1 protein-coding gene is annotated in these 372 nt (G+C 53.5%); it reads right to left on the reverse strand.

All coding sequences use genetic code 11. The features are described 5' to 3' along the window. Positions 1 to 200: hypothetical protein (locus AC0L3B_RS38635; protein ID WP_473382899.1), on the reverse strand; the 200-nt coding region annotated here is incomplete at its 3' end. Positions 201 to 372: the final 172 nt, after the last annotated feature.

Genomic DNA, 372 nt, shown 5'->3' on the forward strand with positions numbered 1-372 from the left:
ACCGGCCACCATGCAGGCTTCCATTTAACATTGAGTTCAAAGACCCCTTCAGGCCTGAAATGAGCCAGCGGATGAGTTAGGAAGCTATGCCACAAACCATCATTTGAAATCAGTCCGCGTAAATTTTCAGGCACAAAGAAATCCGAGTGGCCGAAATTCATCGATCTTAAGTTCGGGCGCGTCATTACTGCCGGCAGCATCGTACGTCCCGATTTTGATTGGGAGCGCCCTATCGCAGAAGGTCGGGTGGAAGCCGTCTTAAATCACGTCGGAGCGAAGGACACGGCCGTACCGTTTTCGCAATACACCATTCCGGGGGCGGGCCCCGGCGGAACAGTAGGCTATGCCTCGAGGAGTGCTCTCAATGTTCGT

This window comes from Bradyrhizobium sp. Kon56 (genome assembly GCF_055807635.1).